Below are 20,053 nucleotides of genomic sequence, written 5' to 3'. Positions count from 1 at the left end.
GAGGCCAATAAGATCAAGATTACTTGTTCGCGATATCCATATCGGTCACTGCATCCTGCTCATTGAGCGTATTTGAGCTCAATGCGTCATCCACATCATATTTAGCCCGAGTGCGAGCAAAATGATCGATGCTGAAACTATGTTGCTCATAGGGAATATCAACCAGCATTTTTTTACGTTTGGGACGCTCGTCTTTACCAAGCATTTTGATGAACCAGTTCCACATCGTCCATGATCCTTAACAGGTTAGTTGATTAGCGCATTTTCTGTCTTTAGCATCAGCATTTACACTCCTGTTAGAAATGCTGAATCTAGCACTACCTTACAAAAGCACACGATTTTTGCCTATTTGCACTTTCCTCAGCGCGCCTGCCCATGATAACGTGAACCAACGCGATTAACCAAGCACAAAAAATGAACATTCTTACACACTTACATCTGGCTGATATCAGTAAAACCCACCTTGGTGCCAATCTAGCAGGCAATTTTATTACCGCGTCGATAGACAATGCCCCACAAGCACTACGCCAAGGACTGTGGTTAAACCATGAAATCAATCAGCTCTGTGCGACCCATGAGTTGACTCAAGAACTCATCGCATTGTTTCCTAAACAGTTAACAAGTATAGCAGCAGATTTGATGTTCATCAGTTTCGATTATTATTTAGCCTTCTACTGGGAAGAATATCATCATCTGTCACTGCCTGATTTTAGCCAAAAAGCCTATAGTGAACTGGCAGAATTTGCCGCGCAAAGCGATGTGTATCACCCTCAGCTATGCCTAGACATTATCGCCGATATGCGCCGTCAAGATTGGTTAAACGGCTACGCCACACCTAAGGGCATTCAACAGGCATTAACCCAAAGGGCCAAAGGTCATCCGCACAGTGCCTTATTTAACGGTGCGGATAAAATTTTAGCCCAAATGCAGATTGAGACAGAAACCGCCTTTCGTACCTTCTACCCCCAGTTGATGGCCTATACCCGTATTTGGAGCCGTAAAACTCCGAGTGACTATTTACCCGAATAATCCCGAGGAGACCATCTCAGTGATAAGAGCAAGCTCAAGGGAGCAATCACCTCATCCAAAGGGATGGAAACAAAAACTGCAAAGCCCTCGATTTTGGCTAAAGCAGCTTAGGGATTTAACCATTATGGCGCTACTGCTCTATGGGGTAAGCCTCTATTTACAACGGGATATGGTCACAGGCCAAGCGCCAGTATTAAGCGGTATTACCATTGATGGCGGCAAGTTTGCACTTAATACAGCCCAAACTGAGCCAACATTAGTCTATTTCTGGGGAACCTGGTGCCCAGTATGCCGCGTAACATCGCCGATGGTTGAGACCATCAGCCAAAATCATCGGGTGATTTCAGTCGCCGTTGCTTCAGGTAGTGATAGTGAGATTCAAACCTTTATGGATGAATATCAATATCACTTTCCGGTACTTAATGATGATAGTGGAACGCAGAGTGCTCTCTGGGGCGCGATGGCATTTCCAGCCATTTATGTTATCGATACGCAAGGAAATATTCGTTACGTTACCTCAGGAGTAACGTCTACCTGGGGGATGAAGTTTAGATTATGGTTAGCGCAGTTTTAATGCCCCATGACATTGTTGAGAATATACTGCTTAGTAACTGATATTTTGCTAGTATGGCCACGCAAAAGATGAGGATACGATGCAGATATTTGATTACCAGCCCCCTTCAGTCCCTTGGTTAGATCTTCGCTATCAAGATAGAGATGTGATCGTTATTAATAAACCTTCGGGCTTATTGTCTAATCCCGGCAGAGCCGCACATACCTTCGATTGTGCCCTCACTCGGCTGCAACGTCTTTATCCTGAAACGATTCTGGTGCACAGACTCGACTGCGCCACCTCAGGAATTATGGTTTTTGCGCGCAATAAAAAAGCCGAATCCCACTTAAAAACCCAGTTTCAAGATCGACAAAGTGAGAAAGTGTATATTGCTGAGGTCATGGGACTGGTCGAGCTGGATGCAGGTATAATTGATTTAGCTATCGCCCCCGACCCCGAGCATCCACCCTATCAAAAGACCCAAGCGGCGGGGACGGCTGGCGCGAAAAGTGCTCTTACCCATTACCGAGTGCTTGAAAGACGCGAAAACAGCACCTTAGTGGAATTAACCCCAGAAACGGGCCGAACCCACCAGCTTAGGGTACATATGCTCGCCCTTGGGCATCCCATTTTAGGGGATGAATTTTATGGTAATGCTGAGGTGATCAAGGCCAGACCGAGGCTGTGTCTCCATGCCCAAAGCTTGAGCTTTACCCATCCGTATTCGGGTAAAAGGATGCATTTTTTCAGTCAGCATCCTTTCAATGAATAATCGGCAAAAATACAAGAGGTCGCGTTAAGCGACCTCTGTTTTAACCAAACCTGACCATCCCGCTACACAGGGATAAGCTTGAGAGGGAATATTATTCGCCCAACTCAGTTGCCATTAAAAAATCACAACCGTTTTAAGCAACACGCTGATTAAAATCAATATCCGCAACTAATTTATCTACTTGAAAATAACTGCCCTGTTCGTTGCAAAATTGCAGTTGCATATTAGGCGTTACCATAAAATACTCACCGAAGAAATTACCGCCCACATCTTCTACTTTTTTGCCCTGTGGCGTATCAGTTAAATTGACTTCATCTAAGCTATGGCAGCCATCACTGAACCAAGTTTCTAAATAATATTTATCCGCTTCTTTATAGAGGGTAATTTTGTCACCTAGCAGTGGACGCTCATCTAACCAACGACCAATAATTTCACGATTTTGCATATCTGTCTCCCGCCAATGTAGGCGACGGCGTTTTTCAATCCCAGACATCCTGATATCCTTATGCAATACCCACTCACCTAAAGTGAACGTCAGTTGTGGTAGTACATTAAGCATAGAACCCATTTACCGCTTTACTCCCCCGAGTCGCAAATTACGTCAAACTCATCAAAAAATGTAATTTTTTGGTTAAATTTAATTTGCTAAACATTTAAAAACTAAAAGATAATTTAGCTTGATTAATTAATGGGCAGTGTAGCTTAATTAGAAAATAAAAACGCGATCTTTATCACTATTTACCTATCGCTAAAGTAAAGATAAATAACCTGTTGCAATACGGTTTATTTAATTACGTATGAATGAGCTTGTTACATCTTTTAATGTCCACTTACAGTGAGATTCTGATATAACAAGATGGATTAAAATCGCCCTACAAATAAACAACAATAAAGCAGGAAGCCTATGCACAATATTCATCGCCGCCATTTTCTGAAAGCCGCAGGCGCCGTCACTGCCGGCCTTGTTACGGCCAATATTGCCCTCGACGCTACCGCCAGTAACGTTGCCCCGAAACCCAGTCGTGGGAAATCAGTTATTGGACTCATTGCCCCTAAAATGGAGGTGGTTAGAGTTGGTTTTATCGGTGTGGGAGAGCGTGGATTTAGCCATGTCGAACAGTTTTGTCACTTAGATGGCGTGGAGCTAAAAGCCATTTGCGATACGCACCAAGCGGTTATTGATAGAGCCGTTGAGCATGTCGTTAAACAAAAACGGCCAAAACCTGCGATCTATACCGGCAATGATCTGAGCTATCGCGAGCTATTAAACCGTGATGACATTGATATTGTGATTATTTCCACTCCGTGGGAATGGCATGCTCCAATGGCTATCGACACTATGGAAAGTGGTAAACACGCCTTTGTTGAAGTACCACTCGCCCTCACAGTCGAAGAGTGCTGGCAAATCATCGATACCGCCGAGCGTACCCAGAAAAACTGCATGATGATGGAAAACGTCAATTACGGCCGTGAAGAACTGATGGTGCTTAACATGGTGCGCCAAGGCTTATTTGGCGAATTACTCCACGGCGAAGCCGCTTATATCCATGAACTGCGCTGGCAAATGAAAGAAATTGATCATAAAACCGGCTCATGGCGCACTTATTGGCATACTAAACGCAATGGTAATTTATATCCCACTCACGGTTTAGGGCCTATTTCCCAGTATATGAATATCAACCGTGGTGACAGATTCGATTACCTGACTTCCATGAGTTCGCCAGCTTTAGGTCGTGCTTTATATGCTAAGCGAGAATTTCCCGCCGATCATGAACGTAATCAGCTCAAATACATTAATGGCGATATGAGCACTAGCCTGATTAAAACCGTGAAAGGCAGAACCATTATGGTTCAACACGATACCACCACCCCAAGACCCTACAGTCGCCATAATCTAATCCAAGGCACTAACGGTGTGTTTGCTGGCTTCCCTAATCGTATCGCAATCGAAAATGGGGGTTTTGGTCAGAGTTACCACGAGTGGGATATGGACATGCAAAAGTGGTATGACAAATACGATCACCCACTGTGGCAACGTATTGGTAAAGAAGCCGAAATCAACGGCGGTCACGGTGGCATGGATTTTGTGATGCTTTGGCGAATGATCTATTGCCTACGTAACGGCGAGGCACTCGATCAGGATGTCTATGATGGTGCGGCTTGGTCTGTGGTCAATATTTTAAGTGAACAATCACTCAATAATCGCAGTAACTCAGTAAACTTTCCCGACTTTACCCGCGGTGCATGGGAACATGCTAAGCCCCTAGGGATTGTGGGAGCCTAAATCGCGCTGAGTTGAGCGTGTAACAGTAGATTAAGGGGACAAGCATTAGCTTATCCCCTTATGACTCAATAACAGCCTATTGATTTAATTTTTAATGCAAAATCACCACTTTGCTGCGCACCAATCACTAGCCCAATACTTGTGAGACGGCTCAAATCAATCTCAGCACGCTCAATCGGCTTGCCACGGCACTGGGGATGAAACGCCGTAAAGGGGATTTCAATACGTTGCCAGTGAATAATACTGCCACCATTAACGCCAAAAGACTGATGCTTAGCATCGGGCATCGGCGCTTGATAAACCGTGCTCTGAGGCGTGTCGGCATCTTTGAGATTCACTTTGTAGTGCTTGCTTCTATCACGGTCGAGTTCGAGATAAATCCCAGTGAATTCACTCACATTTTTGGATTCAAACTCACAGCGCACCGAGGCAAACCCGCCACCATTGGCGAGTGACACATGGCCGCTAAACATCCCATAGCCTAACGGAGAGATGGCGAGCTTACTGCGTGACAAACCGCCCATCACTGTATCATTAACACCATACCAAGACTTTGCCGCATTTAACTCTTTAAAATCGAAAAGGATCATAACTACTCCCATAAAAAAAGCAGCCACCGAAGTGACTGCTCCTATGATACTTTCTTCTACACTAACAACAGCACACTTTATCCAAGTTTAGCTTTGTTTTCAGCGGCTTCACAAGCAGCAGCGGTAAAAATCACGTCCGTAGAGCTATTCAGTGCCGTTTCGGCAGCATCTTGGATCACGCCGATAATAAAACCAACAGCAACCACTTGCATCGCCACATCGTTAGAAATGCCAAACAAGCTACAAGCAAGCGGAATAAGCAATAACGAACCACCCGCCACACCAGATGCACCACAGGCAGAAATCGCAGCTACCACGCTAAGCAGCAAGGCCGTCAGCAGATCAACTTGAATCCCCAAAGTATGTGCCGCTGCTAAAGTCAGTACGGTAATCGTAATCGCAGCGCCGCCCATATTGATGGTTGCCCCTAACGGGATAGAGACTGAATAAGTATCTTCGTGCAGATTTAACTTTTCACACAATGCCATATTCACTGGAATATTGGCCGCACTTGAGCGGGTGAAAAATGCCGTCACACCACTCTCACGCAGACAGCGGATCACAAGTGGATAGGGATTACGTTTGATTTTAACGTAAACAATCAGCGGGTTAATAATTAAGGCGATAATAGCCATCGCACCGAGCAATACGGCTAATAACTGAGCGTAGCCCGCAATTGCCGCAAAACCGGTTTCAGCAAATGTGGCAGCAACTAGACCGAAAATACCAATAGGCGCTAACCGAATGATAAAATGCACCATTTGCGAAATACCATGGCTCACATCCGCAAACACTTGTTTGGTTGAATCACTCGAATGATGTAAGGCTAAGCCAAGACCCACACCCCAAGCCAAAATACCAATATAGTTCCCCGTCATCAGGGCATTCACGGGGTTATCAACCAGTTTAAACAACAGGGTGTTAATCACCTCACCAATTCCCTGTGGCGGACTGGTGCCTTCAACACCCGCAACTAACACCAGATTAGTCGGGAACATCATACTTAAAATCACAGCGGTTAATGCAGCAGCAAAGGTACCCAATAAGTACAACACCACGATTGGGCGCATATTCGTTTGAGTATTTTTCTTTTGATTCGCAATGGAGGATGCCACGAGAATAAAGACTAGAATAGGCGCTATCGCTTTTAATGCACCAACAAATAAACTACCTAAAAAAGCGACTTGTTTGGCCCATTCATGTGAAAAACTGGCTAAAGCGACACCAGCGATAATCCCGACGAGAATTTGCAGCACCAAACTGCTATTAGCCAACTTGGCTAAAAAAGATGATTCTTGTTTCATTACTTAACCTATCGTTATTATATTTCGGCTGAGTTTCCCCATCCCACACCTTCAAAATTGAGGCCAATAAGGTTTTATAGGATGTGATGGAACTTGTCTAGCTTTGCAGGGAAATAAGCGAATTAAATTACCCAGTCCCTGCAAAACCCTTACAAAAATCCAACACGCTCTAATTTGACCGCTTAGCCGCTAAATCAGCCCCCCGTAGCATGGCTTCCACAAGCTCATGGGCATCAAACTTAGTCAGCGCCTCATTTGCCCCTACTTGATGGGCTTGGCTGACGCTGATTTCGCTGGACAACGAGGTATGGAGAATAATATAAGCATTAGCCAACAGTGGATTATCTCGGACTTCAAATGCCAGTTCATAGCCATCGAGCCCCGGCATTTCGATGTCACTAACTAAAATATCAATCGGGTGACGCTCAGCAGCCGCCTGCTCCATAATAGAGAGCGCTTCTCTTCCATCAGGGGTCACGAAATAGGGAATATTAATACTATCGAGCGCATCGGAAAGTTGCTTGCGGGCCACCTTAGAATCATCGACCAACAGAATCCGCATGGGTTTTAACTTCTCCCGCTGCACATCCGTTAGGATTGCTCGATTGGCCTCAGGTGCATCGGGGAACACCTTAGACAGTAACAGCTCCACGTCAAGTAACTGCACTAACTGATTATCGTAGCGCGTCACCCCAGTTAAAAAGGCATTTCTCCCTAAATTTGCCGATGGCGCTTCAATGTCACGCCAATTGCACTCAATAATTTTATCAATAGCACGCACTAAAAAGCCGATAATCATGCGCTGGCAATCAGTAATGATGATATAGCAATGTTTACGTTCTTCATCACTGATTGGCCGATAACCAATGGCAGCCGCCATATCCACCACAGGAATGGTATGGCCGCGAATGGTTGCTGCACCAAGGATGGTGGGATGGGATTGAGGAATTTTACTCAGCGGCGTGTAGGGCACTAACTCACGAATTTTAAGCGTTCCCAGAGCAAAGATCTGTGTTTGCGATAGCCGAAACAGTAATAGCCCCTGGGATTGACTTGCCTTACTTTTCATAAACCTAAATTCTCGTCATCTATTCTGTTTTTATCATAGCGGTTCGTCAAATGAGTTGCGAACGCTAAAACTGTGATTGAGTTACCTTAGCTTATAACTGTGACTCGATTGGCAGTACCCCAAGGAAATCGGCGACAAATACGCGCCAAAATCCGGCGTCAGGCTCACTGTCATAACGCTGTTTAGTCGCATCATCCCACCAAACGATATTCCCTTCTTCCAAGGCGAGTCTATAGGTCTTGGTCGCTAGTTTTTCTTCAATATTATGAGTGACATGACGACTAAACTGCGGTTGTGTGAGCAGCAATCCAAGTTCGGTATTGATCGCCGCAGAACGGGGATCAAAATTAAATGAGCCTACAAATATCTGTTTATTATCAAATACAAATGCCTTGGCATGTAAACTGCTTTTGGAACTCCCACGCCAGCTATGGGAGCGCACTCCCGCCTGTGCCTTGACCTCATATATTTCAACACCCGCAGCTAACAAGGCTTGGCGATATTGTTTATAGCCCGCATGTACCGCCAGCACATCAGTCGCAGCCAGACTATTGGTGAGTACACGCACCCGTTTGCCAGATTGCGCCAAGATAGTCAGCAAATCGACTCCAGATGGTGTCGGCACAAAGTAAGGCGAGATGATAAACAATTCGGACTCCACCTGCGTCAGATAAGGTAATAACTGGCTGATTAACCAAGTGGTTTTATCGTTCTGGGCTAATTTGTCGGGCGGGTCAACCAGCACTAAGGCTTCTCCCCAAAACCAAGTCATATTGTCACGCTGTAAATTAGTCAATATCTGGCTCTGGGCTAAGCGTTTTACATATTCGCTAGACTTAGACTGCTCGCGCTGCTGGGCGATCTGCTGGGCAAACGCTTCAAGCTCTGCCTGAGTGGGATTATGCCCACTTAACACTTCAATCGGATGGGTCGAGTCGGCATTCCAATATCGGTCAAATTCATCAGACACCTGCGATACGGCATCGCCAATGGCTAATAGATCAAAGTCACCAAACTCGAGGTCACGATTCGCTGCAAAATACTCATCGCCAATGTTACGTCCACCGACAATGGTCATCACATTGTCCACGGTGAATGACTTATTGTGCATCCTATGGTTTAAGCGGCTAAAACCAAACAAAAATGCAAGATCGCGGTAATTTCGCTCTGTGGTTGGATTAAACAATCGAATACTGATGTTAGGCTGGCTCGCAAGGGCGATTAACTGCTCATCCATATCGGCACTGGTCATATCATCGAGCAATAAACGCACTCGCACCCCGCGCTGTGCTGCATCCAATAAAACCCTCGTCATTAAGCGGCCAGTTTCATCATTGCGATAAATATAGTATTGCAAATCGATACTGCTAACGGCGGACTCAATCAACAGCAATCGCGCCACAAAGGCGTCGACACCATCGCCGAGGGGAAAAACACCCGTTTGCTCAGGATGTTGTTCAAGAGCCCCCTTGACGGCCTGATACAAGATTGAATTAGTGGCCAAAGGATAGGCGGTTTCAATTGATTTTGCGGGTAATTCTGGCATTGAGCTACAACCGTTAATCAATACAAGCAAGAGTCCCCAAAAGGGAATAGAGAGGCGAAAGACCCTTTGTTGGATTGAAGAAATCAATCCATTGAGCCTTATTGCCTTAGCGAAAACGCCACAGTTATCATGCGAAGATATCCCTATTATCGTCACCAAGTGGTATTCCTTAATGATATTAATTCAAATAGTTAACCTAAACTCGGGGTAACCAGTGTCGAAAAATCTAAATTTTACAAACTAAATTAATGCAATAAATGATTATTTTGAAAAGCAAAATCTTTTTCTGACAGAATGCGTAGATATAAGTGCTCTGTCGTAGGCCATCGCGAGTTATGGTTTCATAGAGCCACGCACAGAGGCCCGAAAAGCTGCCCATGCCGCGGCGCTACTTACCAAAGCTCAGGTTAGTTAGTCTTGCAAGGCATAGAGCACGTCGAAGGCAAACTGATCCCACCCCTCAGCGCTAAAAGCAATGTCGCGAATACTGCGAACTTGGCTTACAGCATGCAAAGGCGCAGCGCCATTGACCATCAGATAGTAGGCCATGATAAGCCCTGTGCGATCTTTGCCAGAACGACAATGAACTAACACGGGTAAATTATCAGCCTCACATTGTTGAATAAAAGCGAGTGCCTTCGGTAATTGGGCGACACAAATGGCGATATCCCCTTCCTGGGGCGGCACGTTTCTGGAAAACGGGATACATTCATAACGCAAACCATGGTGCTGAAAACTACCGGGCTCGCAGCCTTCTCCGCCATTAACGGATAACACGGCGCGGATCCCCGATGCTTTAAGCTCTGCTAAATCCCAAGGGTCCTTATTAGGGCCACTGCGGCCCGCGATTTTACCTTCAACTAACCAAAATAAATGCTGCATACTGCCTCTACCAAACCAATTCGAAACAACCTGAAGATATGCTAAGCATAACTCACACCTGAGGAATTAAGACTTTTTACCCCAAAACTCAACATTCGCCACGGGTAACTGTTTACGCTTTTTCTTGCCAGAGCCTTCGGGCTTGGCCTGAGGTTTTTCCTGCGCTAACACATCCAGCGGTATTTCAGCATTGGCTTCAAATCCGGGGATTTGTTCACGCACCAGTTTGATTTTGTTTTTCTTTTCAATCACACCAAAGTGGTGATATTCCTCATGGGAAATTAAAGTCACCGCGAGGCCCACCTCGCCCGCACGACCGCTACGACCAATACGGTGCATATAATCGGCTGGACTTCTTGGTAAATCAAAGTTAATCACGACGGGGAGTTTATCAATATCAATACCACGGGCTGCGATATCAGTCGCAATTAGCACACTAATGTCACCATTTTTAAACCCATCAAGGACGCGAGTCCGCGCACCTTGAGCTTTATCGCCATGGAAGACTTCGGCGCTAATTCCCCGTTTTGACAACTTTTGCGCGAGGTGGTTACAGGTATTTTTAGCACTGACAAAAATTAACGCCTGTGACCATTGATGCTGTTTAATCAAATGGGCCAATAACGCTGTTTTTTGCTCGCGGTTAACGGTTATCACACGCTGCACAATGGTGCTTTCTTGCTCACTTTGCAGATGAAACTCAAGCGGTTGATGGAGTAATTGGGTCGTTAGCGCGCGCACTTCTTCGGGGAATGTCGCCGAAAACAGTAAGGTTTGTTTTTTGGCAGGGAGCGCCTCAAGCACTTGATTTAATTCATCAGTAAACCCAAGGCTTAACATGCGGTCCGCTTCATCCAGCACTAAGGCCGAGACGCGATTTAACTTAAGCGCATTGCTGGCTAATAAATCCAGTAAACGCCCAGGAGTTGCGACCAACACATCGGCGCCAGCGCGTAAGCTTTGCATTTGCAGATTGACAGACACACCACCAAAGGCCGCGACTATCTTAAGTTGGCCATTGAAGTGGGATGCATAGGATAAAAAGCTGTCGGCCACTTGCTGCGCCAATTCGCGGGTAGGTACGAGCACCAAACACCGCACTTGGCCTGCCGACTTATCATCACTTTTCGCTTCACTCAATCGCTGCAATAACGGCACTGCAAAAGCAGCGGTTTTTCCAGAACCTGTATTCGCCCCTGCTAACACGTCCTGTCCACTGAGTACGGCAGGAATGGTAGCCGCCTGTATCGGAGTGGGAAAAACATAACCCAGCTCAGAGAGTCGATTACATAAGGGGGCAATAATGCCAAGTTCGGCAAAGCTGGCAACGGAGGAAGAAGCTTGGGTCATAAAAAATTACATGGCTCATCAATAACAAATATGACCGCTATTCTAACGTAAAATGCGCGCCCTTGCTTGTCGATTCCAGCATTAACAGTTGCTGTTTCATCGTAAGTCCATAGGCATAACCCGTTAATTGGCCATTTTTACCAATGATACGGTGACAGGGGACAATAATCGCGATGGGGTTGGCACCATTAGCCGCGCCAACTGCCCGAACGGCTTTGGGTCTTGCGATACGCTGGGCGATCTCGCCATAACTGCAACTCTGGCCATAACCGACCTGCACCAAGGCCTGCCACACCTGCTGCTGAAATTCGGTGCCCTTGGGCGCTAAGCTTAAGTGGAACTGGGTTAGCTCACCGCGAAAATAATCCAGAAGCTGCGCCTTTGCCTGATCAATATGACTTTTAGCCCGCGCGAGTTGGTCATTACTTGCGACCTTTAGGGGGATCTCGGTACGACTCGACCCCACAACAGTTAAATGGCTCAATCCGTAGGCATTGGCATTAAGTTGTAGTACTCCCACAGGGGTACTTAAAATATCGACAGCGCAGGGCTGATAATCTTTGGCCGTTGGGGCGCTAATCAGTTGCGATAAATTCGGGCTCATAGTGGTTCTCGTCAGCGGCTTTAGTACAGTGTTTTCGTACTGTGTTTCAAATAGTGGCTCTCATATAGAGCCTCGGTACTGAATCAATAAACATGGCCTGAAATGTCCTATGCATTGGACCACAGCAGGAAGGTCAAATAACTCCCCCAAGGGGCGATATCTGCACTTATCCGCTCAACAATCGCTGAATAATCCAGTTGTTTTTGCGCTTCAGTATCTAACCCTGTCTGCTCACCCATCGTCGCCAGTAATTGCTTTTTCACAATTAAATCCGTGTGCAGGAAGATATTTGGATCGCCAAGCCCACGTAATTTGGCATAGGCAATGGTCCAGGGGCCAATGCCTTTTACCCTAATCCACTCATCGGCTGTGGCTTCTGGGTGTTCACAGATAAACGCAGCAAGCGCATTGAGCGCCAGTTTGCGCGCGCCAGGCATTTTAAGCTCATCGAGGCATGCATGACGGATCAGCTGCGGTGTAGGGAACAAGCGATACTCTTGCCCGTTTAAGCTAAAACGTTCGCCATAGGCTTCGACCAATAAATTGAGTAACTTAGTGGCCTGCACTACGCTCACCTGCTGACCTAAAACGGCTCGGCAACCCGCCTCAAATAAAGATCCTGCTCCCGGGATCCTAAGACCTGATTTAGGGATTAACTTAAGATCGGTCAAACGCTGTAGGTTGTGCTCAATCAGCTGCATATCTGCATCGAGATCTAAAATGCGCCGCACTTGGGTGATGAGTTTTTGTAGGCCGGCCAAGGGCGAGTCGGGTGTTAATGTCAGTGTGATTTTAAAGCGATGCAAATGTGCCTCATGGGCGATACGCACCACTGCGCAGATATCCTCAAGTTGCAAGGTGCGACCATACTCAAGTGTATCTTGGGACATCATGTCGTTGGAGTCATGATTTGCCCCCTCACTAAACCACTCCATTCCCGCCACGGCGCGCAGGCGATAAAAGGCTAACTGCGCCGGCCAATCGAGCGGCGGTCGGTAATACTGATATAGACTCAAACTGTGCGCTGGCATCTCCTGCGGACTAGCCTTATTAGTTCTCTCCTCTTCCTCTAACTTGGCAGTCGACTTCAGACTGGATTTTCTTAACTGTGTGGGCGTTAATTGCAGAGTCTGTTGAAATGCCTCGTTGAAACGGCGAATACTGTTAAAGCCTGCGGCAAGCGCAACCTGAGTGATGGGCAGCTGCGTCTGATGCAACAACTGTTTTGCGAACATTAACTGACGATAGAGTGCAAATTGCTTAGGCGAAGTGCCAAATCCAGAGGTAAATAACTTATTTAGATAACGGCTGCTGATCCCCAGTTTGTCCGCCAAGGCCTCGACCGTTAATCCATGCTCACCCGATAAGGCGCCAGCTTCAATCAAACCTATAGCTCTGTCTAGGGTTGTGCCTGTCCCTTTCCACGGATTAGAGCCTGGTGCACTGTCGGGGCGGCAACGTAGGCAAGGCCTCAGCCCCGCCTGTGCGGCTTTAATGGCCGAGTCGAAATAACGTACGTTTTCTTCTTTAGGTGCAACGGCAGGGCACACCGTTCGGCAGTAAATGCCCGTACTTAACACGCCCACAAAGAACTTACCGTCAAAACGTGGATCACGGCTGATGCGAGCCTCGCGGCAAATCGTCGCGGATAAGTAGCACTCTTGCAAATCGTTTACTACCGGCACGACTAGTGGTTTAGTGGTTGGTTTTGGACTCACTGCTATCAGCTTCATTTGGCTATCCGACAATCTTATTCACAATTTTGTACTTGTCGGTTACTGTACGTCACCCTATGCTAGCACACTCGCGGAAAACGGAACTGGATCATCGCGTGCTTTTAAAGTGCAAGATCCTATATGCTAGACACCTCGACGTTTTCCCCATTTACTTTTCTCAATAAAATAGAGTCAATTCATGTTTAAACGATTTGAATCTTGGGTGGAAGCCCTACCGGATGGCGAACCAACCAAGCCTCCCACGGGGGTGTATGCGTTTTGCCGCCACTACACTAAGGGTTATGAATTACCGCTGATATTAATGTCAGTGTTGACAGCCTTCATCGCCATGCTCGAAGTTTCACTCTTTGGCTTTATGGGACAATTAGTCGATTGGTTAGTGAAAAAAAGCCCAGAGACGCTCTATCAGGATGAAGGTTCAACGCTGATATTAATGGGTGTAATGGTCCTACTGGTGATGCCATTATTAGTGCTATTTCATGCACTAATCATGCATCAAACCTTGCTGGGTAATTATCCCATGTCGATCCGCTGGCTTGCGCACCGCTATCTGCTCAAACAAAGCGTCTCCTTCTATCAGAATGACTTTGCTGGCCGTATTGCCACTAAGGTGATGCAAACCTCCCTTGCGGTGCGTGAAACCGTGATGAAACTCCTCGATGTACTGGTATACATTTTAGTCTACTTCACCTCCATGCTGGTGATGGTGGCCAGTGCCGATGTGCGCCTAGTGGTCCCGATGCTGATTTGGCTAGCGCTCTATATTGGTCTGCAATGGTACTTTGTGCCGCGGCTTAAAACGGTCTCAACCGAACAGGCCGATGCCCGCTCGACGATGACAGGACGCATTGTTGATAGTTACACCAATATCACCACGGTGAAACTCTTCGCCCATACGGATAAAGAGGCCGAGTATGCCAAGGCGAGTATGCGCAGTTTCCTCGACACGGTTTATCGCCAGATGCGCCTCGTCACAGGGATCAGCGTCAGTGTACAAATCATTAACTACTTACTCGCGTTCAGCATTGCCGCCGTATCAATCGCGCTTTGGAGTGACAATGCCATCTCGGTGGGTGCAATTGCAATTGCCGTGAGTTTAGCGCTGCGCCTCAATGGGATGTCGCAATGGATCATGTGGGAAATCAGTTCATTATTTGAAAATATTGGTACAGTCACCGATGGGATGAACACCCTTTCCAAGACAACACTCATTCAAGACTCGCCAGATGCAAACACCTTAGTAGTGGAACAAGGTCGGATCGATTTTAATCAGGTGAGCTTTCATTATGGTGAAAATACTGGCGTAATCGACGAACTCAACCTCACGATCAAAGCGGGCGAAAAAGTCGGTCTAGTTGGCCGCTCTGGCGCGGGTAAGTCTACCTTAGTCAATCTGTTAATGCGCTTTTACGATGTTGAGAAAGGCCAAATTTGTATCGATGGACAAGACATTAAATCTGTCAAACAGGATTCGCTACGTTCACAGATTGGTATGGTCACCCAAGACACTTCCCTACTGCACCGCACGATTCGTGAAAATATTCTGTACGGCAATCCAGGGGCGAGCGAAATCCAACTCGAACATGCGATTAAACAAGCTCAGGCCCATGATTTTATTAATGAACTAACCGACCCTAATGGCAATCATGGTTTAGATGCACAAGTCGGTGAACGCGGCGTGAAACTCTCTGGCGGACAGAGACAACGTATCGCGATTGCTAGGGTGCTATTAAAAAATGCCCCTATTTTACTGCTCGATGAGGCCACTTCTGCCTTGGACTCTGAAGTTGAAGCTGCGATTCAAGAAAGCTTGTACGAATTGATGCAGGGCAAAACCGTAATTGCAATAGCCCATCGATTATCAACTATTGCCGCAATGGACAGATTAATCGTGCTCGATCAAGGACGTATCGTCGAGCAAGGAACACATCAAGAGTTGATTGCTGCTGGCGGTATTTATGCCCAGTTATGGGCTCACCAAACTGGCGGATTTTTAGGGGTTGAATAGTGCCGAGTTGTAACTTAATGAACTGATTTTAAAGGCGACATTAAGTCGCCTTTTTATTTTGTTCTGCCCCGTCCTAAATAGTGTTGTTGCATACTAACAGCGAGACATCGTTCCAAGACTTTATCCCAATATGCAGCAAGCAAGTCTAACCCCAATAGAAACAGAGAAAACCAATAAACGTTGTGGCTTGTGGCTTGTGGCTTGTGGCTTGTGGCTTGTGGCTTGTGGCTTGTGGCTTGTGGCTTGTGGCTTGTGGCTTGTGGCTTGTGGCTTGTGGCTTGTGGCACGATAAAATAATAGATACAAAAAAACCATCTTTCGATGGTTTATTGTCTTCAACTAACGTTAGCGATTAACTTTAGTTGAGGTGGTATCCCCTAGGGGATTCGAACCCCTGTTACCGCCGTGAAAGGGCGGTGTCCTAGGCCTCTAGACGAAGGGGACACAAGGACTTATGTTTTTCCTCATAACTGAGGTCTTACTATTTATCTCAAACAACTCGTTAGTCATTTGTGATGCACTCTATCTTATTAGAGATAGAGTGGTATCCCCTAGGGGATTCGAACCCCTGTTACCGCCGTGAAAGGGCGGTGTCCTAGGCCTCTAGACGAAGGGGACACAAGGACTTATGTTTTTCCTCATAACTGAGGTCTTGCTATTTATCTCAAACAACTCGTTAGTCATTTGTGATGCACTCTATCTTATTAGGGATAGAGTGGTATCCCCTAGGGGATTCGAACCCCTGTTACCGCCGTGAAAGGGCGGTGTCCTAGGCCTCTAGACGAAGGGGACACAAGGACTTATGTTTTTCCTCATAACTGAGGTCTTACTATTTATCTCAAATAACTCGTTAGTCATTTGTGATGCACTCTATCTTATTAGAGATAGAGTGGTATCCCCTAGGGGATTCGAACCCCTGTTACCGCCGTGAAAGGGCGGTGTCCTAGGCCTCTAGACGAAGGGGACACAAGGACTTATGTTTTTCCTCATAACTGAGGTCTTGCGATTTATCCCAAACAACTCGTTAGTCATTTGGGATGAAAGTGGTATCCCCTAGGGGATTCGAACCCCTGTTACCGCCGTGAAAGGGCGGTGTCCTAGGCCTCTAGACGAAGGGGACACAAGGACTTATGTTTTTCCTCATAACTGAGGTCTTGCTATTTATCCCAAACAACTCGTTAGTCATTTGGGATGAAAGTGGTATCCCCTAGGGGATTCGAACCCCTGTTACCGCCGTGAAAGGGCGGTGTCCTAGGCCTCTAGACGAAGGGGACACAAGGACATATTAATTTGACAACTATTATGACTAACAGTGCTCTCGCTTAATATGGCGAAATTGGTGGAGCTAGACGGGATCGAACCGTCGACCTCTTGCATGCCATGCAAGCGCTCTCCCAGCTGAGCTATAGCCCCAAACTCTTTCGACAAAACTGAAACTCAGTATATCGCAGAAATTTAGATTTGTTCTTACCAGACAACTCGTTAGCTATTTGGTAGGAGCACTATGTCGTAAAACATAGTGGTATCCCCTAGGGGATTCGAACCCCTGTTACCGCCGTGAAAGGGCGGTGTCCTAGGCCTCTAGACGAAGGGGACACAAGGACATATTAATTTGAATTTCGTTAAAAACTCTCGCTTAATATCGGCGGTAAGTTTGGTGGAGCTAGACGGGATCGAACCGTCGACCTCTTGCATGCCATGCAAGCGCTCTCCCAGCTGAGCTATAGCCCCAAACTTATTAAACCACATTTAAGTGCACTACAAGCATTTGCTCGTCTGTGTCTCAACTGCGAGGCGCATTCTATGCAGCGCACCTAAATGTGTCAACTCGTTTTTTAGGAATTTATTCTATCTGCTACAAATTCAATCGCTTTGGATATTCTTTGCTCAGAGCGTGCCTTTCCTATTAAGAATAAGGTGATATCTAAGCCTGGAGACTGCCCTGCTCCGGTCACAGCGACACGTAATGGCATCCCCACTTTACCCATACCTACTTCTAATTCCGCAGCGGTGGCTTCAATGGCTTGGTGGATACCTTCAACGGTCCATTCTGTTAATGCCGCTAGCTTTTGTTGCACTAATTGTAATGGCTCAAGCGCCACACCACGTAAATGCTTTTTCGCCTGCTCGGCATCGAACTCGGCAAAATCTTCATAGAAGTAACGGCTAGATGCAGCTAACTCTTTTAACGTTTTGGCACGTTCAGCTAATGCTGTCACTACAGCTGATAAAGCTGGACCATTTGACGTATCAATCTTTTGATCGTCCATATGCCATTGTAAGTGGGAAGCCACATATTCAGGATCAAGCGTCTTAATATAGTGTTGGTTTAACCAAACCAGTTTTTCGGTATTAAAGGCTGAAGGGGCTTTGTTAATATCATCTAACTTAAAGTACTGCTTCATTTCCTCTAAAGAGAACACTTCTTGGTCGCCATGTGACCAACCTAAACGTACTAAATAGTTAAGCAGTGCTTCAGGCAGATAACCATCATCACGGTATTGCATCACGCTTACCGCACCATGGCGCTTAGACAGCTTGGCACCATCATCCCCTAAGATCATCGATACGTGGGCGTATTCAGGAATAGGTGCACCCAATGCTTTAAGGATGTTGATTTGGCGTGGCGTGTTGTTGATATGGTCTTCACCACGCACTACACAGGTAATCCCCATATCCCAATCGTCTACCACTACACAGAAGTTATAGGTAGGTACACCATCGGTACGAGCAATGATCAGATCATCTAACGCGTCGTTTGAGAATTCGATACGGCCACGAACATGGTCATCAAATACGACTGAACCACCGATAGGGTTTTTAAAACGTACAACAAAAGGCTCATCAGTATCACGCGCCGGCAAGTCACGGCAGCAACCATCGTATTTTTGTGCTTCGCCATTTGCCGCTTGTGCTTCTCTTAACGCATCGATACGTTCACGCGAGCAATAACATTTATAGGCTGTGCCCTGCTCTAACATTTGCGCGATGATTTCGTTATAACGATCAAAACGCTTAGTTTGATAGTACGGGCCCTCATCCCACGTTAGACCTAACCAGTTCATGCCCTCTAAAATGGCATCACAAGCGGCCTGAGTAGAACGCTCAATATCCGTATCTTCGATACGTAAAACAAACTCACCGTTATTGGCACGGGCTTGTAACCAAGAATAAAGTGCAGTACGGGCACCGCCCACGTGCAAAAAGCCTGTTGGGCTAGGGGCAAAACGCGTCTTAGTTGTCATAGTGGGACACTAACCTATATAAAGTCGTCTAGATAAAGACAATCACGATAAAAAGTGGGCTTATTCTAGCAGCCTAAGTCAGCGCTGCAAATGGAACATATCCGCTGATAATACAGATAACACAAAAGTCGATGTATTAATTCGATATAGATATCGCTAGCTGACCAATCATAATAGAAACTAAACGCGCTCACTCACCTCGACTCAGGATCATAAATGTATACCAGCGCTGTTGAACTCATGCCCTATAACCGACCTAAAAATCCATCGTCTCGTCGATATAGAAAACCTGATAAAGTTTAGTGGTTATTTGTGCGGTAATATTCACTATGGGCTGATATACAAAGCTTGCTTAAATCACTCAATCTTAAATTGCCCAATAAAGTAACACTTTAAATGAGCGCATGATTAACATTAAGTCAATGCGAACAAAAATAGCGCGACCAATGCTTTTTTCATTAAAAAGCGTTGACACCCGATCGAACCTCCCTATAATACGGCTCCACACAGCAGAGGTCGCTTAGCTCAGCTGGGAGAGCACCTCCCTTACAAGGAGGGGGTCACTGGTTCGATCCCAGTAGCGACCACCATGTGTTAAATGCAAATTTAATCATGGTTTACATGTTGTTATATACCCGGGTCGCTTAGCTCAGCCGGGAGAGCACCTCCCTTACAAGGAGGGGGTCACTGGTTCGATCCCAGTAGCGACCACCATATAACCTCACTGTGTAGTCATTCCCAGGTCGCTTAGCTCAGCTGGGAGAGCACCTCCCTTACAAGGAGGGGGTCACTGGTTCGATCCCAGTAGCGACCACCATATTTGTGAATGACATAAAAATTTGTATTGAAAGAATTCCGGTCGCTTAGCTCAGCCGGGAGAGCACCTCCCTTACAAGGAGGGGGTCACTGGTTCGATCCCAGTAGCGACCACCATATTCTTCATTACTGATTTACCCCGGGTCGCTTAGCTCAGCCGGGAGAGCACCTCCCTTACAAGGAGGGGGTCACTGGTTCGATCCCAGTAGCGACCACCATATTCTGCACTACTGATTTACCCCGGGTCGCTTAGCTCAGCCGGGAG

Annotated in this window: 16 protein-coding genes and 14 tRNA genes; 10 read left to right on the top strand and 20 right to left on the bottom strand. The window is 46.4% G+C overall.

The genetic code is table 11. The annotated features are described in order from the left end of the window. Positions 1–19: 19 nt before the first annotated feature. A complete protein-coding gene (locus IEY09_RS16840; protein ID WP_172589791.1) occupies positions 20–226 on the bottom strand; it encodes a hypothetical protein in 207 nt (68 codons plus the stop codon). Between the two features lie 188 nt (positions 227–414). On the opposite strand from IEY09_RS16840, the gene IEY09_RS16835 reads away from it, so the two are divergent. The 3 genes from IEY09_RS16835 (at position 415) to IEY09_RS16825 (ending at position 2,354) form a co-directional block, all read left to right on the top strand. Further along, positions 415–1,029 (top strand): acyl carrier protein phosphodiesterase, encoded by a 615-nt coding sequence (locus tag IEY09_RS16835; protein WP_037428216.1) that lies wholly within the window; start codon positions 415–417, stop codon positions 1,027–1,029. 19 nt (positions 1,030–1,048) lie between these two features. Continuing rightward, positions 1,049–1,603 (top strand): protein disulfide oxidoreductase, encoded by a 555-nt coding sequence (locus IEY09_RS16830; protein ID WP_372841892.1) that lies wholly within the window; start codon positions 1,049–1,051, stop codon positions 1,601–1,603. Between the two features lie 79 nt (positions 1,604–1,682). After that, positions 1,683–2,354, top strand: coding sequence for an RluA family pseudouridine synthase (locus tag IEY09_RS16825; protein ID WP_037428215.1), 672 nt, complete (start codon positions 1,683–1,685; stop codon positions 2,352–2,354). Positions 2,355–2,487: 133 nt separating this feature from the next. Here IEY09_RS16825 and IEY09_RS16820 read toward each other — a convergent pair whose 3' ends face one another. Beyond that, positions 2,488–2,922, bottom strand: a complete 435-nt coding sequence (locus IEY09_RS16820; protein WP_037420263.1) for a hypothetical protein — start codon at positions 2,920–2,922, stop codon at positions 2,488–2,490. 336 nt (positions 2,923–3,258) lie between these two features. Between IEY09_RS16820 and IEY09_RS16815 the strand changes: the two genes are divergently transcribed. After that, complete coding sequence (locus IEY09_RS16815) at positions 3,259–4,638, top strand: Gfo/Idh/MocA family oxidoreductase (RefSeq protein WP_188871964.1); 1,380 nt, start codon at positions 3,259–3,261, stop codon at positions 4,636–4,638. Positions 4,639–4,703: 65 nt separating this feature from the next. On the opposite strand, the gene IEY09_RS16810 is transcribed toward IEY09_RS16815, so the two are convergent. From IEY09_RS16810 to IEY09_RS16775, 8 genes are all read right to left on the bottom strand, one after another. Further along, positions 4,704–5,228 carry a CIA30 family protein gene (locus IEY09_RS16810; protein WP_188871962.1) on the bottom strand — a complete coding sequence of 175 codons (525 nt, stop codon included), beginning with the start codon at positions 5,226–5,228 and terminating at the stop codon, positions 4,704–4,706. Between the two features lie 77 nt (positions 5,229–5,305). Further along, a complete protein-coding gene (gene sstT, locus IEY09_RS16805; RefSeq protein ID WP_037420273.1) occupies positions 5,306–6,532 on the bottom strand; it encodes a serine/threonine transporter SstT in 1,227 nt (408 codons plus the stop codon). A 169-nt stretch (positions 6,533–6,701) separates the two neighbouring features. Next, positions 6,702–7,601, bottom strand: coding sequence for a chemotaxis protein CheV (locus IEY09_RS16800; RefSeq protein ID WP_188871960.1), 900 nt, complete (start codon positions 7,599–7,601; stop codon positions 6,702–6,704). Between the two features lie 91 nt (positions 7,602–7,692). After that, positions 7,693–9,303, bottom strand: a complete 1,611-nt coding sequence (locus IEY09_RS16795) for a phospholipase D family protein (RefSeq protein ID WP_188871989.1) — start codon at positions 9,301–9,303, stop codon at positions 7,693–7,695. Positions 9,304–9,558: 255 nt separating this feature from the next. After that, positions 9,559–10,029, bottom strand: a complete 471-nt coding sequence (locus IEY09_RS16790; protein ID WP_188871958.1) for a phosphatase domain-containing protein — start codon at positions 10,027–10,029, stop codon at positions 9,559–9,561. Positions 10,030–10,095: 66 nt separating this feature from the next. Next, positions 10,096–11,379 (bottom strand): DEAD/DEAH box helicase, encoded by a 1,284-nt coding sequence (locus tag IEY09_RS16785; protein WP_037428208.1) that lies wholly within the window; start codon positions 11,377–11,379, stop codon positions 10,096–10,098. Positions 11,380–11,416: 37 nt separating this feature from the next. Further along, positions 11,417–11,983, bottom strand: coding sequence for a methylated-DNA--[protein]-cysteine S-methyltransferase (locus IEY09_RS16780; RefSeq protein WP_188871956.1), 567 nt, complete (start codon positions 11,981–11,983; stop codon positions 11,417–11,419). 107 nt (positions 11,984–12,090) lie between these two features. After that, on the bottom strand, positions 12,091–13,716 hold the full coding sequence (locus IEY09_RS16775; RefSeq protein WP_037428206.1) for a DNA-3-methyladenine glycosylase 2 family protein: 1,626 nt from the start codon (positions 13,714–13,716) through the stop codon (positions 12,091–12,093). A gap of 181 nt (positions 13,717–13,897) precedes the next feature. Here IEY09_RS16775 and IEY09_RS16770 point away from each other — a divergent pair, with 181 nt between their 5' ends. Beyond that, entirely contained in the window at positions 13,898–15,727 is a 1,830-nt protein-coding gene (locus IEY09_RS16770) for an ABC transporter ATP-binding protein (RefSeq protein WP_188871954.1), read from the top strand. 368 nt (positions 15,728–16,095) lie between these two features. Here the strand turns inward: IEY09_RS16770 and IEY09_RS16765 are convergent. The 10 genes from IEY09_RS16765 to gltX all read right to left on the bottom strand — a co-directional run bounded on the left by IEY09_RS16765 (position 16,096) and on the right by gltX (position 18,972). Further along, positions 16,096–16,171 (bottom strand) — tRNA-Glu (locus IEY09_RS16765). Positions 16,172–16,269: 98 nt separating this feature from the next. Next, positions 16,270–16,345 (bottom strand) — tRNA-Glu (locus IEY09_RS16760). A 98-nt stretch (positions 16,346–16,443) separates the two neighbouring features. After that, a tRNA-Glu gene (locus IEY09_RS16755) sits at positions 16,444–16,519 on the bottom strand. Between the two features lie 98 nt (positions 16,520–16,617). Next, positions 16,618–16,693 (bottom strand) — tRNA-Glu (locus IEY09_RS16750). A gap of 78 nt (positions 16,694–16,771) precedes the next feature. Further along, positions 16,772–16,847: transfer RNA gene (locus IEY09_RS16745), tRNA-Glu, on the bottom strand. A 78-nt stretch (positions 16,848–16,925) separates the two neighbouring features. After that, positions 16,926–17,001, bottom strand: a tRNA-Glu gene (locus tag IEY09_RS16740). A 63-nt stretch (positions 17,002–17,064) separates the two neighbouring features. After that, a tRNA-Ala gene (locus IEY09_RS16735) sits at positions 17,065–17,140 on the bottom strand. Positions 17,141–17,247: 107 nt separating this feature from the next. Continuing rightward, positions 17,248–17,323: transfer RNA gene (locus IEY09_RS16730), tRNA-Glu, on the bottom strand. A 59-nt stretch (positions 17,324–17,382) separates the two neighbouring features. After that, positions 17,383–17,458: transfer RNA gene (locus tag IEY09_RS16725), tRNA-Ala, on the bottom strand. 104 nt (positions 17,459–17,562) lie between these two features. Further along, positions 17,563–18,972, bottom strand: coding sequence for a glutamate--tRNA ligase (gene gltX, locus IEY09_RS16720; protein WP_037420556.1), 1,410 nt, complete (start codon positions 18,970–18,972; stop codon positions 17,563–17,565). 514 nt (positions 18,973–19,486) lie between these two features. Between gltX and IEY09_RS16715 the strand changes: the two genes are divergently transcribed. The 5 genes from IEY09_RS16715 (at position 19,487) to IEY09_RS16695 (ending at position 20,006) form a co-directional block, all read left to right on the top strand. Continuing rightward, a tRNA-Val gene (locus IEY09_RS16715) sits at positions 19,487–19,562 on the top strand. A 48-nt stretch (positions 19,563–19,610) separates the two neighbouring features. Beyond that, positions 19,611–19,686 (top strand) — tRNA-Val (locus IEY09_RS16710). A gap of 27 nt (positions 19,687–19,713) precedes the next feature. After that, positions 19,714–19,789: transfer RNA gene (locus IEY09_RS16705), tRNA-Val, on the top strand. Between the two features lie 40 nt (positions 19,790–19,829). Further along, positions 19,830–19,905, top strand: a tRNA-Val gene (locus IEY09_RS16700). Positions 19,906–19,930: 25 nt separating this feature from the next. Next, positions 19,931–20,006 (top strand) — tRNA-Val (locus tag IEY09_RS16695). Positions 20,007–20,053: the final 47 nt, after the last annotated feature.

The organism is Shewanella xiamenensis (assembly GCF_014647135.1).
GTDB classification, from domain to species: Bacteria; Pseudomonadota; Gammaproteobacteria; order Enterobacterales; family Shewanellaceae; genus Shewanella; species Shewanella xiamenensis.
Note: the sequence above shows the minus strand (reverse complement) of the source record. Positions and strands in the feature narration are given on the sequence as shown.

Excerpts from the sequence above, each read along its gene's own strand:
- IEY09_RS16840 (WP_172589791.1), bottom strand. The coding sequence starts at position 226 with ATGTGGAACTGGTTCATCAAAATGCTTGGTAAAGACGAGCGTCCCAAA.
- IEY09_RS16835 (WP_037428216.1), top strand. The coding sequence starts at position 415 with ATGAACATTCTTACACACTTACATCTGGCTGATATCAGTAAAACCCAC.
- IEY09_RS16825 (WP_037428215.1), top strand. The coding sequence starts at position 1,683 with ATGCAGATATTTGATTACCAGCCCCCTTCAGTCCCTTGGTTAGATCTT.
- IEY09_RS16820 (WP_037420263.1), bottom strand. The coding sequence starts at position 2,922 with ATGGGTTCTATGCTTAATGTACTACCACAACTGACGTTCACTTTAGGT.
- IEY09_RS16815 (WP_188871964.1), top strand. The coding sequence starts at position 3,259 with ATGCACAATATTCATCGCCGCCATTTTCTGAAAGCCGCAGGCGCCGTC.
- IEY09_RS16810 (WP_188871962.1), bottom strand. The coding sequence starts at position 5,228 with ATGATCCTTTTCGATTTTAAAGAGTTAAATGCGGCAAAGTCTTGGTAT.
- sstT (WP_037420273.1), bottom strand. The coding sequence starts at position 6,532 with ATGAAACAAGAATCATCTTTTTTAGCCAAGTTGGCTAATAGCAGTTTG.
- IEY09_RS16800 (WP_188871960.1), bottom strand. The coding sequence starts at position 7,601 with ATGAAAAGTAAGGCAAGTCAATCCCAGGGGCTATTACTGTTTCGGCTA.
- IEY09_RS16790 (WP_188871958.1), bottom strand. The coding sequence starts at position 10,029 with ATGCAGCATTTATTTTGGTTAGTTGAAGGTAAAATCGCGGGCCGCAGT.
- IEY09_RS16785 (WP_037428208.1), bottom strand. The coding sequence starts at position 11,379 with ATGACCCAAGCTTCTTCCTCCGTTGCCAGCTTTGCCGAACTTGGCATT.
- IEY09_RS16780 (WP_188871956.1), bottom strand. The coding sequence starts at position 11,983 with ATGAGCCCGAATTTATCGCAACTGATTAGCGCCCCAACGGCCAAAGAT.
- IEY09_RS16775 (WP_037428206.1), bottom strand. The coding sequence starts at position 13,716 with ATGAAGCTGATAGCAGTGAGTCCAAAACCAACCACTAAACCACTAGTC.
- IEY09_RS16770 (WP_188871954.1), top strand. The coding sequence starts at position 13,898 with ATGTTTAAACGATTTGAATCTTGGGTGGAAGCCCTACCGGATGGCGAA.
- gltX (WP_037420556.1), bottom strand. The coding sequence starts at position 18,972 with ATGACAACTAAGACGCGTTTTGCCCCTAGCCCAACAGGCTTTTTGCAC.